Source organism: Halobacillus litoralis (assembly GCF_009856415.1).
In the GTDB taxonomy this organism is placed as follows: Bacteria; Bacillota; Bacilli; order Bacillales; family Halobacillaceae; genus Halobacillus; species Halobacillus litoralis_C.
Map to the genome: position 1 here is coordinate 25373 of NZ_WMEZ01000010.1, position 14009 is coordinate 39381.

Consider the following 14009-nt stretch of genomic DNA (forward strand, 5'->3'; position numbering starts at 1 on the left):
ACCAGTGAACAGAATCATGGTGCTGGGTGTTTCTGCAGGTGTAGGCAAATCGACGTTTGCAAAGAAACTAGGAGAGAAGCTTGATATAGATGTGTATCACCTCGATCGTTTTTATTGGGAGCCGGGATGGCAGGAAGCGACCCTTGAAGATTTCTCAGCGAGGCAGAGAGCCGTTGTAGACAAAGACCAGTGGATTATGGAAGGGAATTATAGAAATACGTATGAGATACGAGCTGAGAAGGCAGATACGATCATTTACTTAGAATTACCTTTAACGACTTGTTTCTTTCGGGTCTTGAAGCGCTGGTGGACCCATCGTGGGAGCACACGCCCAGACCTGGGGGAAGGGTGTAGTGAAAGAATGGAAGCAGACTTTTTGAAATTTATCATTACGACCTATCGAAAGCGGAAAAAGAATATGCAGGAGAGGCTTCTATCGTTTCAAGAGATCGGTCGTGAGAAGCGGGTCATTCAATTAAGGTCAAAAGAAGATATACAAGAGTTTCTTGATCATTTGTCATAGAAAAGATTTGAAATCCTGACATAGAAAAAGCGCTCCAATTTTTTGGAGCGCTTTTTGCATCTATTAGGAAGCCTTTTCCTCTTCTTCTCTTTCCTCTGGTATGAGAAGTGGCTGAGGCTGGCATTTTTTCTTCGTTAACTCGGATACAACGAAGATCATAACGAAGGCCGCAATACATGCGAGTGTACGGAACGGGAACAAGACGATTCCGTCAGGGTTGATCATTGGATACGGCAGGAACGCCGGTAGTCCCATTGCTGGTTCTCCGCCTCCTAGACGAAGGAATAACGCTACAGAGAATCCGGCGATGGATCCGTAGAGGTTCGCATTTTTATAAAAGAGAGCCATCGTAAGCTGTGGGAAAAGAATCGTGTACACAAGGTCGGAGGCTAAATACCACAGCGTATAAACACTTTTGACGTTCAATGCGATGATCATCGCTCCGACACCGACGATGATGATCGTGCGCTTGATCACTTTTTTCAATTGCTCAGAGCTTGCGTTCGGTTTAAGCAATGGACGATACACATTCCAGGATGCCATGGAAGAGGCAGAAAGAATGGAAGAGTCCATAGAGGACATGACCGCCGCCGCTAGAGCTCCAAGTCCGATGGCGGATACGAGTTCAGGTGTCAAATACCTGAGGATGTGCGGCAGAATGACTGCTGGGTTCTCAGGAGTTGGAAGTCCCATGCTTGCCCAGTCCATATTTACGCCGACGATTCCAATTAGAACGGCAGGGATGGCTGCAATGATGCAGATGATTCCTGCGGTAATGGATAACCACATCGCTGTTTTTTCGTTTTTAGCGGAAAGGACACGTTGGAAATACACTTGCCAAGCAATACCACCAAAGATGAGAAGGAGGGCATAGTCGATCCAGTTCCAGAACCAATTTCCCCAGGCGGGATCCTGCCATCCATTCAAGGGTGGAAATAGATTAGCGTAAGAACCGAATTCTACTGAATAGTTGCTCCATGCGTTTTCAAGACCACCAACGTGACCTAAAGTGAATGGCACAACGAGAATGAGTCCAATTAATAGAATGGCCATTTGGAAAACGTCCGTATAAGCGACGGCCCACATGCCTCCAGCTACGGTATAGGCGATGGCGATAATTCCTGAAAGGATGATCGATGTTGTAAAGTCGATGTTCAGGATGGTACCGAAGGTTGTGCCAAGAGCCGTTAGAATCGCGGCACTCCAGAACATTTCTCCAAGTAAAGCAGGGATGTAAAGGACCCCGGCCATTTTTTTACCGAAACGTTGTTCTAGTGGATCAATGATGGTGAGGAATTCATAGCGGCGCATTTTACGGGCATAGAAAATACCACCAATAATCAGACTTAATGCGTATCCCCACGGGGCTTGAGCCCATACTAGACCGTCGCTGTATGTGAATTCTGCTGTACCGTTGACATATCCACCGCCGACCCATGTAGCAGCCATTGTAAACATGGCGATTCCAAGGGGTAAACTGCGGTTTGCGACCATCATATCTGCTAGAGTTCCGGATTTATTTGTAGCGAAGACTGCACCGATGTAATAGACGAGGGCATAGAAAACAATCATGGCGATAAATCCGCCCCATTGAATGTTTTCATTTGTGAAGGCCATGTAGAGGACGAAAACACCTAGAAGCGTCCCGAGCATGATTGCGGCTTTGTTTTTGGCGAAAAAAGATGGTTGTTGATTCGATTGCAATGACATCACTCCTTTTATTATTATCTGAATATTCTGTAAATTATAAAGTCCATACGTCTCCCTAGAATAACAATCAGTTGAAATGTTATTTAGAGAGGCAGTATCCTATTTTTCTTGGTCAACAGGAAGGAAATCAAAAATTTCTCCGCTCTCAATAGAGTCAACGAGCTTCTGTAACCAATGGTAATAAGGTTTGGATGCTTCTAGTTGCTGATAGACTTGGTCAGCTTCTTGTTTTACAACTTCGTCCGCTTCGGAATCCTCCATTACCTTTTTCAATTCCTTCTGGGCATCTTTGATCGCGTCCAAGTTGGTTTTAGCTTCTCTTAACCACTTCTTCGTAAAAAAGTTGGAGAAGAAATTAAAGAAGTCTTTCTCAGCGACAAAAGTCTGCCGGCGTGTACCTTTTCGAAATGTCTGCTTGACAATATTGTAATTTTGGAGCTTCTTCACTCCTGTACTCATGCTCGGCTTACTCATTCCGAGTTTTTCACGCATTTCATCCAACGTCATATCATCCTCAAAGTACATCGTCCCATATAAGGTCCCTGCACTTCGGGTCACTCCATACAAATCCATCGTTTCCGCAATGGAATCGATCACAAGTCCTTTCGCGTGCTCAATGGTCTGTCGGGAGCTTTCTTCATGATGATTTGTCATTAAAAACCTCCTCACAGGCGTAAAAGCAATTAACTTTATTAAATTTTTTCTTTACAGACTTTATCTTAACGAATAAAAATCGCTTGTCAAAATCCATTTTAGAAAAAAATCGCCTTAAGCCCTATCATCTCATAGGTTATAGCCGATTTAAAAAAATTTTCGCTTTGACAAGCTTCCAAAGGCTTGTTAACGTAAAAAGTATTCAAAAAGTTAAATTTTTTATTAACAAAATTAACGATGTCGGAAAAGAGAGCAATTAGGGGATTGGAGGACGTATGGAATCCATCTACTCTTAATTTGAGAAGAATATGCTCGCGGGGGAAATCATTCGGAACTGGGACCGTGACAGCTTTCCATAAAGGATTGAATTCAATCGCTTCTGTAAGGACGCATATGTTCAGTAGGATCACTGATGAAAATTATGAGGACAGCGTGGAAGATAAAAAAAGAAGGAAGTCCTCGGGGAGAGATTACTGAATCTCCACAATGGACGACCTGAAGATGGTCCATATCGTTTTAAACGAGACGTCCTAGCCTGTCTTGACGATTGGAATTTTAAAGAATAAAGAGGAGGCCGTTTTGCTTGCTCACACTACTATATATGGTCTGGCTGGTTCTCACTGGTCAAGCGAACGTGAAAAAACAAAATTTGTAGCAGGAGGATCCGCTTCGGTCTGTCGACTTCTGTACACAAAATCTTGAGTGTTTTGGGGAAAAGAAGAACGAGGAAATTGAATCAAAGATATGGGACATTGGTTAAAAGATACAGGACATTCACCCGTTAAAGCAGCGAGAGCTTCTATCATGATTAGAAGACCATGAAATCTGAATCCCCTCTTTAGTCGTACAGGACTTGTTACCTTATGGCTGGCTACCACAGTGCACGTTTCGTGAGATAGAGTTGTAGATGAGCCGTTAACATCAGCAAACAAACCAGCCGTACAAGCGTTACTTCAACATTATAAACCTCTCACGTAAGCCTTCAGGAAATGAATCCTGTGGGTTTTTTTATTTCATTAAGCTCCTGGAGACTTGCATTTAACGTGTCCATTTTTCGGTAGAGTCAAAGGTACAAATAGGTAAAATTGTGATTCAGTAAAAAGACAAGGGATCACGAATGCTTTTTCATACCTACCAGAATGTCTTTATCTTTACATAGAGGGAAATGATATAGAAAAGATGCCTTGAACCAGTGTCCAAAGGGTAACGTATGATAGCTGTTTATTAAGGAGACGATGATATAGAATTGTCATAGAATCATCGGTTTTAATTTTAGCAATCATCTGCTTCATGAATTATAATAATGGTAATGTGAATTTTTTCACAAAATGGCTTATAAGGAGTTTTATATAAATGAAGCACCTCAGCAGACTAGCTTTCTCAGATCGAAAAGTTTTCATGCTGTTGGTCCTCACCTCCGTGTTGATTGGTGCCGCAATCATTGGTCAATCCTATTTTTTCGTGGCGATTGTCGACCGGATTTTCCTTGGTGAGGAACGTTTTCAGGATATCCTGCCCCTTCTCGTAGGGTTGCTTTTGGTGCTCGCTGGACGAACGCTGTTTACATGGTTGAATGGCCGTACAGGCATCATGCTGGCTTCCAAAGCGAAGCGTTATTACCGTCAGTCCATCATTGAGAAATACGCGCGTAATCCCGTTCAAGCCTCCTTACAAGGCCAATCGGGGCGGAAGGTCAGTGTGCTGATGGATTCCGTGGACGAGATTGACGGGTATTTCAGCAGTTATATTCCACAAATGATCCAGACGATGATCATCCCTTTGATGATCCTTGTTGTCGTTTTCACCCAGCATCTCTATTCTGGGCTGATCATGATTATCACCGCTCCATTTATTCCGTTATTTATGGCGATCATCGGTGTGATGACAAAAAAGAAATCGGAAGAACAGATGGAGAAGTTGAATACGTTCTCCGGAAAGTTTCTTGATACGCTTCAAGGTTTGACGACCTTAAAGCTTTTCGGACGTTCCAAGCAGCAAAAGGAAGAAATTGAATCGAGCAGCCTAGGCTTCCGTGATGCGACGATGGAAGTGTTGAAAGTCGCCTTTGTCTCTTCTTTGATGCTTGAATTCATTTCCATGCTCAGCATCGGGTTAATTGCATTGGAGATAGCGATTCGGCTCGTCGTGTATGAGAGTGTTTCCTTTTTCACCGCGTTTTTCATTCTTATTCTTGCTCCTGAGTTTTATTTGACGCTGAAAGACTTCGGGAGTGCTTTTCATACAGGGAGAGGCGCATCAGGTGCTGCCAATTTGTTGGCGGAAGAGCTTGAAAAAGAAGAGGAAGGCATTCAGTGGGGAAGTGGAAAGCTTGCAGGTGACCAGCCCCCTGAGATCAAGCTCGATCAATTGAGTTTTCAATATGAGGAAGGTTTTGCGATGGAAGGGTTGACGGCCACCATCCATTCCTATAGCCAGGTCGCCATCGTCGGTAAAAGTGGTTCGGGGAAATCGACGCTCCTGCACCTTTTATCCGGACTTGCTAAACCGTCCTCTGGAGCGATCGAAATTAATGGCCGCCCCCTCTTTGACTATGAGGAGAAGGAGTGGTTTTCCCAGGTCAGCTACATTTCTCAGCATCCGTATTTATTTTCCGGAACGATTGCTGAGAACATTGCGATTGGCGGGCGAGGGAATCATTCTAAGGAAGAAATCCACGAGGCCGCTGAGAAAGCGGGGATCGCGGAGTTGATTACATCCTTGGAAAAAGGCTACGACACCCCTGTTGGAGAAGCGGGACGCGGACTTTCTGGAGGCGAGAAACAACGCCTTGCTCTGGCGCGCACGTTTCTAAAAAAGCCTTCTGTCATTTTGTTTGATGAACCGACGACAGGTCTGGATCTGAAAACGGAGCGGGTGTTACAAGCCTCCATGGAAGAGCTTGCGAAAACAGCGACGATCATCACCGTTGCCCACCGGTTGCATACCATCAAGAACGCCGATCAGATCCTGCTGCTCGATCGTGGTCATCTTATTGGAAAAGGTACGCATGAAGAGCTGCTGAAAACAGTGAAGGAGTACAGAGATATGGTGACCGTCCAGCAAGGAGGGGACTCCGCATGAAAGAATTGAAGGAAGTCATTCGTTTAGTCGTATTGGAGAAAAGGGACATAGTGCTTTCCATCGTTTTCGGTTTTCTTGCCGGAATGTCAGCGGTCGGACTGTTTGGTGCCAGTGGATACTTGATATCTAGAGCAGCGCTCATCCCTCCGTTGTATGCTTTGACGGTGCTCATTGCCTTTTTAAAGCTGTTCGGATTTGCGAGAGCCCTCGGGCGTTATGCGGAAAGGTATTTCTCACACCGGGCAACCTTTACGATTTTAAGTAACCTGCGGCTTGCTTTTTATAAAAAATTAGAACCTCATGCACCGAGAATTTTTCAGAAATACCGGAGTGGAGATCTGCTTTCACGGATTGTAGGCGATGTGGAGAGTCTGCAAAACTTCTTTTTGCGTGTGTATTATCCACCGGTCGTCCTTGTCATCATTTTCTTAGGGACGATTGTTTTCACATCCATCTTCTCTATTTCCGTAGCCATCGTTCTTCTTTTGGGCCTCGTCGTTACGGGGCTGTTGATTCCAGCCTGGTACACGGTGAAGCAACGGAAACTAGCCAGCCGCTTAAGACACGCACGTGGGGAGTTATCGACCGAAGCTGCGGAATGGCTGTACGGCTTCCGTGACCTTAAAATCTATCAGCAGCTTGATGATAGGAAAGAAAAGCTGCAGCAGTCGTCAGATGATTATATTCGAGAGGATGAGCGGGACAGCCGCCAGGTGCTTTCCAGTCATTCATGGAACACGTTTGCGACCCTCCTCGTCTCGTGGATCGTCACAGGTCTTGGCGCTATTCTTGTGGCTGAGGGAGATTTGAATGGGCTGTTTCTGGCCATGCTCGTAATGATTTCTTTGACAGTCTTTGAAAACGCAGCACCGATGGCTGTTCTACCCAGCCACCTTGATGACAGCAAACGAGCATCGGAACGGCTTTTTTCCATTGTAGAGGAAGAAGATCGTGGGTCTGCAACCTACAACCTTGATGGGGAGCTGGCTCCTGATATCCAAGTATCTAATGTCAGTTACCGTTTTCCAGACGAAGAAAGAGAGGCACTTACAGGTGTTACCGTGTCCATACCGGCAGGCAGTAAAACCGCTATTGTCGGAGCCAGTGGATCCGGAAAATCAACACTCCTGCAACTGTTCATGAAATTCCAACTTCCTTCTTCGGGTGAGCTGATGGTCAATGGTATGGACATGAAAAATCTATCAGAAGAGAGCATTTGGGCGAACAGCAACGTCGTCCTTCAAGAGAACCATTATTTTTACGGGACCATACGTGAAAACCTCCAGCTTGCTGGTGAAGACCTCTCAGATGAAGAGGTGGAGCTCGTGCTGAATGAGGTGGGATTGGAATTTGACCTGGACCAACCGGTTTTCGAAAAAGGAGAGAACCTTTCGGGTGGGGAGCGTCAACGCCTGTCCATAGCAAGAGCTTTTCTGAAAGGAAAGCGCCTTTGGCTGCTCGATGAACCCACATCCTCTGTCGATGCCCTGACCGAACGAATGATTTTTGATCACCTGTATGAACGCGCATCTCAAGATACCGTCGTTCTCATCAGTCACCGCTTGAGCGGTCTCGAAAAGATGGACCAAATCATCGTCATGGCTGAAGGGAAAGTAGCAGAAGCAGGTTCCTATGACGAGCTCATGCAAAAACAAGGATACTTCTACGAAATGAAACAAATCGAAAAAAACATCTTCAGCACATAAAAAAATGCCGTACCGGATATTCCATAATATGGATGACCTGGTACGGTAATTTTTTCCATGTAATTGAGATAAGTGAACATCAGGATACGTAGATTGGGATATTTCTTAGTAGTAGTAAGGGTAGCCGTAGCCGTACGGATAGTAATAGGGGTAAGGACTAGCCAAGTATGGGAATAGTGCTAATGTAGCAAGACCGGCTAGTGGCAATACTTGGCGACGGAAGCGGCGTGCACGGCGGCGGCCATATCCATATTGGCGTTGGTCATCCATTGCGTTCCCGTCCTCGTCGACCATCACATCTTCACTGACTAAGATCGTCATCTTATCGTGATTCACGTCAGTGATGACTCCATCAAAGCTGCGTCCATCCTTGGTCTGGACCATGACATGGTAGTACTTCATTTTATTGCACTGCTCATAGGAAGGCTGTGTATGACCTTGTTGGTGCATTTTTCGTTCTTCTGTCATTTTAACCAACTCCTCAGAATCCATGATATTCACCCAGCCTAAAAGTGTGACAATCCATTTCATATGAGTTATTAAAGAATATGGCAGGTTTCTTGAAGACTTAGTTTCGAGACTTTTATTGAATGGGTGGGGGCTGCGGGGAATAGCTCGCTTTCCGCGGGAGCGCGGTGAGCCTCCTCGGACTGCGTCCTGTGGGGTCTCACCAAGCACTCTCTTCCCGCAGGAGTCTCCTGATTCCCCTCCGCCCCTTTGCCATGCAATTGTCTCGAATCCACTTCTCAGAAACTCTCCTTGTATGCTTAAGCGAATTGAATAATATAAATTTCTCTCCATTGGTAGTTATAAGCTTGAAATCCTGATATAAAGCACTTTATGACTGCTTCTCTAGTTTGGGGTGGAAGCTATGAAACTCCTGGGGGAGAAGGAGGTAGGCAAGATAGGGACATGCCATTTAAGAAAGCGTTATCATTATTTGTTAAATTCTAGTACACTAGAGATAATTCATAAGGTGAGGTGAAGGAATTGAAGAATAAAGCGCCGATGGATTTAGGTAATGATGTATTTTTGATTGATGGCTATGATATGGGGTTTGAAGGACGTACAGGTACATATGTTTTGTTAGGGGATGACATTACGCTTGTGGAAACGGGTCCGAGTCCTTCTGTGCCGCGAGTGCTGGCGGGTTTGGAAGAGTTGGAGATTCCGAAAGAAAAAGTAGCGTACGTGGTTTTGACGCATATCCATTTGGATCATGCAGGTGGGGCAGGGCTGCTTTTGCAGGAGTGCCCGAATGCGAAGGTTATCGTCCATGAAAAAGGGAAGCGGCATCTCGCAGATCCCTCACGTTTGATTCAAGGAGCGCAGGCGGTATATGGAGAAGCGTTTGATAAATTGTTCGACCCAATTCTTCCTATACCAGAAGAGAAGCTGGAAACAAAGACAGACGGAGACACGCTGACGCTTTCAATGAAACGTAAACTCACATTCTATGATACTCCCGGACATGCCAAGCACCATCTTGGCATTCATGATTCACAGAGTAACGGGATTTTCACAGGGGATACGGCAGGGATTCGCTATCATCAAACCGAAGATCATGGACTGACGTTTTATTTGCCAACGACTTCACCGAACCAGTTCGATCCGGATGCCATGCTTGAGTGCATCCGTCGTTTTCGCGATATGAATCCTTCTTGTCTCTATTTCGGTCATTTCGGAAAGACGGAGGATCCTGATCAAACGTTTGACCAAGTCAGTGGCTGGGTCCCTGTTTTTGTGAGTGAAGCGAAGGATGCTTTAGAGCAAGGCCAAGGGTTGGAGGGCGTACAACAGCGGCTTCATGATCGTGTATCGTCTTATTTAGATGAAAGAGGAATTCCGAAGGATCATAAGGTCTATGATATTCTCAAATTGGATATCGATGTTTGTTCCATGGGCCTTGCCGACTACTTGAAGAAGAAAAGCAGAACATAATTGTTCTGCTTTTTCTCATGATTGCACATATAATTGAAACATAACGCCGTACTTGAACGTATGGATTATGGAGAAAGAAGGGGGATACATAATGATTGGAATAGTAATGACAACGGTCTTATCTTTTCTATTATTTTTGGCGTTGTCCATCATCGTCTATGTAAAGAATCGAATGAGAAGAAAGAAAATCATGAAAACGACAGTGGAAGTCCTGATTTTCGGTATCATCGTCATGTTTTTCGTCGTTTATGCGTTCATGCCGACGATTACGGTACCGAATATGTTGATTCTCAATGTGATTGTCGCTGTTTTGTTTGTTCCGTTAGTGTATGGTGGAGCCAAAGTGCCGGTGCAATATCAAACGATGCACCGCTCGCTTTCAGGAATCGTTATTTTAGGCGTGGCGGTCGCGGTGATTGGTGTTTTCATTTACAGCATTCTAGCTTTGGAAGACAGTTATGAGAGCATTTCTAAATCAGAGGAAGAGGAAGCACGTCCTTTGAATGAGGAAAACACACCCATTTCTGTAGCGCCTGAATCTGCACGGAACAAGGTGCAAAAAGCGATGAGTGTCGTTCCGAATACGCAGTTCTATGATTTAGGAAAGCTGCAAGCCCAGCAAATTGATGGTGAAATCGCATATGTGGCACCGGTAGAGTTTTCGAGCTTCTGGCGTTATTTGCGAGGGAAAGAGACGGAAGGATACTTTACGATTACGGCTACGAATATCAATGCACAGCCGGAATTCGTTCAGAGCAAGATGAGGTACACGAACTCAAGCTTCTTCAATCACAATGTGCAACGTGTCGTCTATGGGAAGCATCCAAATTATATTCAAAGTGGAGACGCACAGATTGAAGTCGATGACGAAGGAAAGCCGTGGTATGTCCAAACGATCTATAAGCCGCTGCTGTTTTCCAACCGCCCGGACATGAATGATATCAAAGTGGCCATTGTCGATCCGGTTTCAGGTGAGATCGAGACCTATGATTCTTCTGATGCTCCTGAATTCGTCGAAGGGTCGGTCAGCTCTGAGCTTGCAGCGATCGAAAACGAGTACTTTGGTAAATATGTGAATGGATGGTTAAATTCAATCTTTGGGAAAAAAGATGTCAAGATCCCGAATGAGTCGGGGACTGAAAGCAGTGTTACACCGATTTTCAATGAAGCGGGTGAAATGTTCTACTTCACTGATATGGCATCACCGAAAGAAAATATTGATTCTGCTCTTGGTTATACGTTGATCAATGCCCGGACAGGGGCCCTCACCTACTACAATGGTCAGCAAAATCAGGGGATCATGGATAGTAAAGGAGCTGTGCAGATTGTAAACAAACAGTATCCTGAGAAAAACTGGACAGGAACGATGCCGGTTCTCTATAACGTGGACGGCCACCCGACATGGATTGTAAACGTACTTGATCCAAATGGCTTGTTCAAGCAGTATGCGTACATCAAGGCAGCAGATTCAGATTTTGCTGTTTTTGGAGATACGGCTAAGCAGACGTTGAACGCCTACCGTCTGCAAATAGCTCAGGATCCTAGCAGCGTGGAGGGGAGTCAGGGTGTCGACTTGACAGAGAAGTCAGGAACGATTAACCGTGTTCTTGTCACCTCTACTGACTCCAGGCAGTCTGTCCAATTTTTATTAGAAGGCGAAACGACCATCTATACGGTTAACACCAGCAAAGCCCCACTTGCCATTTTCCTAAAAGAAGGAGATCAAGTGGATATTCAAGCACGTATCCGCGAGAATGGCACAGCCACCGTAGAAGAAATGCAAATTCAAGGCATCAATTGACAAAAAGCAGCAGGGCACCCGCACCTGCTGCTTTTTTGTTATGATAAAATAAATATAGAATTTTAATAGTTGGAGGGATTTTTTATGGCAGAAAAAACATTCGCAACAGCAATTAATTGTATGGATGGACGTGTGCAACTACCGGTCATCCACTGGATGCAGGAACGTTACAGGACGGAATACATCGACATGATTACAGAAGCCGGTCCGACGAAGTTCTTGTTGGAAGGCTCTGAAGATCAGCTGGAGGCTGTAAAAACGAAAATTGGCATTTCTGTAGACAAGCACGGGTCTGGCGTTGTGGCTGTTGTCGGCCACTACAATTGTGCCGGAAACCCTGTTGATCGTGATGTGAAAGCCGGCCAAATCAAGGAATCTGTAGACCTTGTGAAGTCATGGGGCTTCAATGTGGATGCCATCGGCTTATATGTAAACGATCAGTGGGAAGTAGAAGTGATCACAGAATAAGAGGATTTTTCTTCCTTATGGCGAATAGTTCTTAAGGAGAACATTCGCAAAGGAGTGGCGGTATGGAGCAAGCGAGCTGGTTTGATTTCGTTGAAAAAGAGCGGGATCCGGTTTATGAAGCACTGCAAACTTTAACGGAGGAGAACCCGAGATTACGCATCGCCTCCTATACCATTACGTTGAATCCTTTTGCTTTAATTGAAATTGAAAGTGACGGCATTCATGATTGCGTCAGCAACATCGAAGCCTGCTACAAGTATTTGTGTAACTTAAATAAATAACTTTAAAGGCAACCCCCGGAGTCCAAACTCCGGGGGTTGCCTTTGCCTTATCTCCTACTAAAGCTCCCGATTGTGGATGACTCAGTTTCGACGGGGTTCGTTGCCTGAGTTGTGCGTCAGGGGTGGCTGGGAAGCTACTCGCTTTCCTGTGGGGATGACGGCAAGCCTCCTCGAGCTTCGCTCAGCGGGGTCTCGCCAGCCAATCCATTCCCACGGGAGTCTCGCAGCTTCCCAACCACCCCATTCGATACCGGAGAGAAACGAACCCCTATCCCCAGAGGGACCGCCTTCCACCTTCACTCAGGAGTATACATAAAGCGCTCAACACGAAACTTTCATGCTCGTAATGACCACCGAATAGAGTTTTATATTATTCCATTCATTTGAGCATACAAGTAGAGTTTCCAACAAGTGGTTTCGAGCCACTCACTTGGTAAAGGGGCGGAGGGGAATGGGGAGACTCCTGCGGGAAGAAAGTGCTAGGAGAGACCCCACAGGACGCAGTCCGAGGAGGCTCACCGCGCTCCCGCGGAAAGCGACTCATTCCCCGCAGCCCCAACCCTCATAACAAAAGTCTCGAAATCGAGTACTCAAGAATCCTGCCATATTGTTGAATAGGGATTTGAGTGGAGGTTTCTTTTTTTATACAATGGTCATGGTAATGAAAATACGAATGAAAAGGTGTTTACCTATGAAGAAATATATCGTAGTAGGCGGGGGAGTGCTTGGCGCATCCGTCGCTTACCACTTGGCAAAAGAAGGCGTCGACGTGAAAATCATTGACCGAAAAGACGACGGACAGGCGACAGAGGCGGCAGCTGGAATCGTATGCCCGTGGCTCGCTCAACGCCGTAACAAGCGCTGGTACCGGCTCGTCAAAGGCGGCGCTCGTTACTATCCCGAACTGATCCGCCAGCTTGAAGCGGAAGGAGAGACCAAGACGGGTTATCGTCGCGTAGGAGCGATCAGTCTTCAAAGAGATGAAGCGAAATTAGAAAAAACGATTGAACGCGCAGTGAAGCGTCGAGAAGATGGCGCTCCTGAAATCGGTGAAATCACAAGGATTTCATCGGAAGAAGCGAAAAAAATGTTTCCACCGCTAGCGGATGGGTACGATGCGATTCATGTCAGCGGTGCCGCACGCGTCAATGGCCGTGAGTTGAGAGATGCGCTCCTTCGTGTAGCTGAAAAACATGGGGTGGAAAGGATTCATGGAGATGCTAGTCTTATTCATGAAGGACAGAAAGTGACCGCTGTCGAAGTGGAAGGCATACGTCATGAAGCGGATGAAGTGATTGTGACAGCTGGTGCGTGGGCGAAACCGATCCTCAAGCCACTGGGGATTGATTTTCTCGTTCACCCTCAAAAAGCACAAATCGTTCATTTGGACCTGCCGAATATGGAAACGGAAGATTGGCCTGTCATCATGCCACCGAACAATCAGTATATGCTTTCCTTCGGGGGCGGCCGTGTGGTCATTGGTGCCACACATGAGACCGATGCAGGTTTCGATGGAAGGTCTACTGTAGGTGGTCTGCATTATGTGTTTGATAAGGCACTCGAAGTGGCCCCGGGACTCCATGACAGCACGTTTGCTGAAACGCGTGTCGGATTCCGCCCATTTACGCCCGGATCCCTGCCTGTTTTCGGTGGCATCCCTGAATGGTCGAACTTATATGTCGCCAATGGCCTAGGGGCTTCCGGACTCACATCCGGCCCTTACGTTGGCGCTGAACTTGCTCGTCTGGTCCTAGGAAAAGAAACCGAGCTTGATCCAGCGGATTATGATGTATCCGAAGCGCTTGGGTCTGAATAAATGTCTCCACATAAAAATCCATGCAGCC

The 14009-nt window shown here is 45.9% G+C and carries 11 protein-coding genes; 8 read left to right on the forward strand and 3 right to left on the reverse strand.

Annotated elements, in window-relative coordinates; genetic code table 11:
• Positions 1-4: 4 nt before the first annotated feature.
• On the forward strand, positions 5-523 hold the full coding sequence (locus GLV98_RS18025) for a topology modulation protein (RefSeq protein WP_160917429.1): 519 nt from the start codon (positions 5-7) through the stop codon (positions 521-523).
• Between the two features lie 63 nt (positions 524-586).
• On the opposite strand, the gene GLV98_RS18030 is transcribed toward GLV98_RS18025, so the two are convergent.
• Entirely contained in the window at positions 587-2176 is a 1590-nt protein-coding gene (locus GLV98_RS18030; RefSeq protein WP_160917471.1) for a sodium:solute symporter family protein, read from the reverse strand.
• Between the two features lie 156 nt (positions 2177-2332).
• The gene (gene cudC, locus GLV98_RS18035; protein ID WP_160917430.1) at positions 2333-2887 is read right to left on the reverse strand and encodes a choline uptake/conversion transcriptional regulator CudC; all 555 of its coding nucleotides are present in this window, start codon (positions 2885-2887) and stop codon (positions 2333-2335) included.
• Between the two features lie 1353 nt (positions 2888-4240).
• On the opposite strand from cudC, the gene cydD reads away from it, so the two are divergent.
• Positions 4241-5968 carry a thiol reductant ABC exporter subunit CydD gene (gene cydD / locus GLV98_RS18040; protein WP_160917431.1) on the forward strand — a complete coding sequence of 576 codons (1728 nt, stop codon included), beginning with the start codon at positions 4241-4243 and terminating at the stop codon, positions 5966-5968.
• The gene (gene cydC, locus GLV98_RS18045; protein WP_160917432.1) at positions 5965-7674 is read left to right on the forward strand and encodes a thiol reductant ABC exporter subunit CydC; all 1710 of its coding nucleotides are present in this window, start codon (positions 5965-5967) and stop codon (positions 7672-7674) included. The genes cydD and cydC overlap by 4 nt, the downstream gene beginning before the upstream one ends.
• Positions 7675-7779: 105 nt before the next feature.
• Here the strand turns inward: cydC and GLV98_RS18050 are convergent, their stop codons facing one another.
• Positions 7780-8142 carry a hypothetical protein gene (locus GLV98_RS18050; protein ID WP_202410126.1) on the reverse strand — a complete coding sequence of 121 codons (363 nt, stop codon included), beginning with the start codon at positions 8140-8142 and terminating at the stop codon, positions 7780-7782.
• Positions 8143-8655: 513 nt separating this feature from the next.
• Here GLV98_RS18050 and GLV98_RS18055 point away from each other — a divergent pair.
• From GLV98_RS18055 to GLV98_RS18075, 5 genes are all read left to right on the forward strand, one after another.
• Positions 8656-9615, forward strand: coding sequence for an MBL fold metallo-hydrolase (locus tag GLV98_RS18055; RefSeq protein ID WP_423785020.1), 960 nt, complete (start codon positions 8656-8658; stop codon positions 9613-9615).
• A 91-nt stretch (positions 9616-9706) separates the two neighbouring features.
• Positions 9707-11416, forward strand: a complete 1710-nt coding sequence (locus GLV98_RS18060; protein WP_160917433.1) for a DNA-binding protein — start codon at positions 9707-9709, stop codon at positions 11414-11416.
• Positions 11417-11500: 84 nt separating this feature from the next.
• Positions 11501-11884 carry a carbonic anhydrase gene (locus GLV98_RS18065; protein ID WP_160917434.1) on the forward strand — a complete coding sequence of 128 codons (384 nt, stop codon included), beginning with the start codon at positions 11501-11503 and terminating at the stop codon, positions 11882-11884.
• A gap of 62 nt (positions 11885-11946) precedes the next feature.
• Positions 11947-12165 carry a hypothetical protein gene (locus GLV98_RS18070; protein ID WP_160917435.1) on the forward strand — a complete coding sequence of 73 codons (219 nt, stop codon included), beginning with the start codon at positions 11947-11949 and terminating at the stop codon, positions 12163-12165.
• A 691-nt stretch (positions 12166-12856) separates the two neighbouring features.
• The gene (locus tag GLV98_RS18075) at positions 12857-13981 is read left to right on the forward strand and encodes an NAD(P)/FAD-dependent oxidoreductase (protein ID WP_160917436.1); all 1125 of its coding nucleotides are present in this window, start codon (positions 12857-12859) and stop codon (positions 13979-13981) included.
• Positions 13982-14009: the final 28 nt, after the last annotated feature.

What these genes read in the sequence shown, in the direction of transcription:
- GLV98_RS18050 (WP_202410126.1), bottom strand. Translation starts at nt 8,142, where the DNA reads ATGACAGAAGAACGAAAAATGCACCAACAAGGTCATACACAGCCTTCC.
- GLV98_RS18030 (WP_160917471.1), bottom strand. Translation starts at nt 2,176, where the DNA reads ATGCTCGGGACGCTTCTAGGTGTTTTCGTCCTCTACATGGCCTTCACA.
- GLV98_RS18075 (WP_160917436.1), top strand. Translation starts at nt 12,857, where the DNA reads ATGAAGAAATATATCGTAGTAGGCGGGGGAGTGCTTGGCGCATCCGTC.
- cydD (WP_160917431.1), top strand. Translation starts at nt 4,241, where the DNA reads ATGAAGCACCTCAGCAGACTAGCTTTCTCAGATCGAAAAGTTTTCATG.
- GLV98_RS18065 (WP_160917434.1), top strand. Translation starts at nt 11,501, where the DNA reads ATGGCAGAAAAAACATTCGCAACAGCAATTAATTGTATGGATGGACGT.
- cydC (WP_160917432.1), top strand. Translation starts at nt 5,965, where the DNA reads ATGAAAGAATTGAAGGAAGTCATTCGTTTAGTCGTATTGGAGAAAAGG.
- GLV98_RS18060 (WP_160917433.1), top strand. Translation starts at nt 9,707, where the DNA reads ATGATTGGAATAGTAATGACAACGGTCTTATCTTTTCTATTATTTTTG.
- cudC (WP_160917430.1), bottom strand. Translation starts at nt 2,887, where the DNA reads ATGACAAATCATCATGAAGAAAGCTCCCGACAGACCATTGAGCACGCG.
- GLV98_RS18070 (WP_160917435.1), top strand. Translation starts at nt 11,947, where the DNA reads ATGGAGCAAGCGAGCTGGTTTGATTTCGTTGAAAAAGAGCGGGATCCG.